General features: G+C 30.6%; 1 protein-coding gene. It reads right to left on the bottom strand.

The window, feature by feature from the left end:
• Positions 1-92 precede the first annotated feature (92 nt).
• On the bottom strand, positions 93-458 hold the full coding sequence (locus FHQ30_RS13125) for an HNH endonuclease (protein WP_500692284.1): 366 nt from the start codon (positions 456-458) through the stop codon (positions 93-95).
• Positions 459-695: the final 237 nt, after the last annotated feature.

Genomic DNA, 695 nt, shown 5'->3' with positions numbered 1-695 from the left:
CTTGACGGTAAGCTTACGGAATTGCCTGACAAAAAAGACAGGATAATGCAAAATTTAGATCTGCATCATTATTTTTGTAAATTCTCCACATATTATTTCCCCTTTTGAATGCTATTGCCACCAATATGCCCTGTTTTAGAATGGATTAATTCAGGAACAAGTTGCATTCTTCCAGTATCTTGATGGTGATGCCAAGTCAAATTAGGAATTTTGTTATCTCCTTTATAAATAGCCTCTAATTGTTTTGATGTAAACTGATTTTTGTCAACATTACCTTTATCTATAGCTTTTGCAAGATCTTGTGTTGCTAATTTCATTTGTTCTTCATAAGAGACACTTCTAAAATCTAAATAGTATAATCGCTTTTTTCCACTAGATTTTGTTCCTGTGTAATTAATATCTACTTCAAACCACTTTCTTTCAGGTGCTGAACTCTGCATTAGAATAAGGTTCACCACCAGTTATTTTCCATTTGAAATGGACTCATCACCAGCTTTCCATCCTGATTTTTCTACGTCTATTATTTGTATTAAATCTATATTTCCCATAAAAATTTCTAAAAATCACATTTTAATAAAAGGGAATGTTTTTTTAAATCTATCTAAAATATGTTGATTTTCCTTCAAAGCTGTTAATGCTTCATTTTCTGAGATTGGAATATCAAAAAAAGCTTTAAATCGTTGAATTGCAATTCC

The sequence above is a fragment of the Testudinibacter sp. 'clade 2' genome, assembly GCF_006227735.1.
In the GTDB taxonomy this organism is placed as follows: Bacteria; Pseudomonadota; Gammaproteobacteria; order Enterobacterales; family Pasteurellaceae; genus Chelonobacter.
The sequence above is the reverse complement of the archived record's forward strand: the minus strand, read 5'-3'. Positions and strand labels throughout refer to the sequence as shown.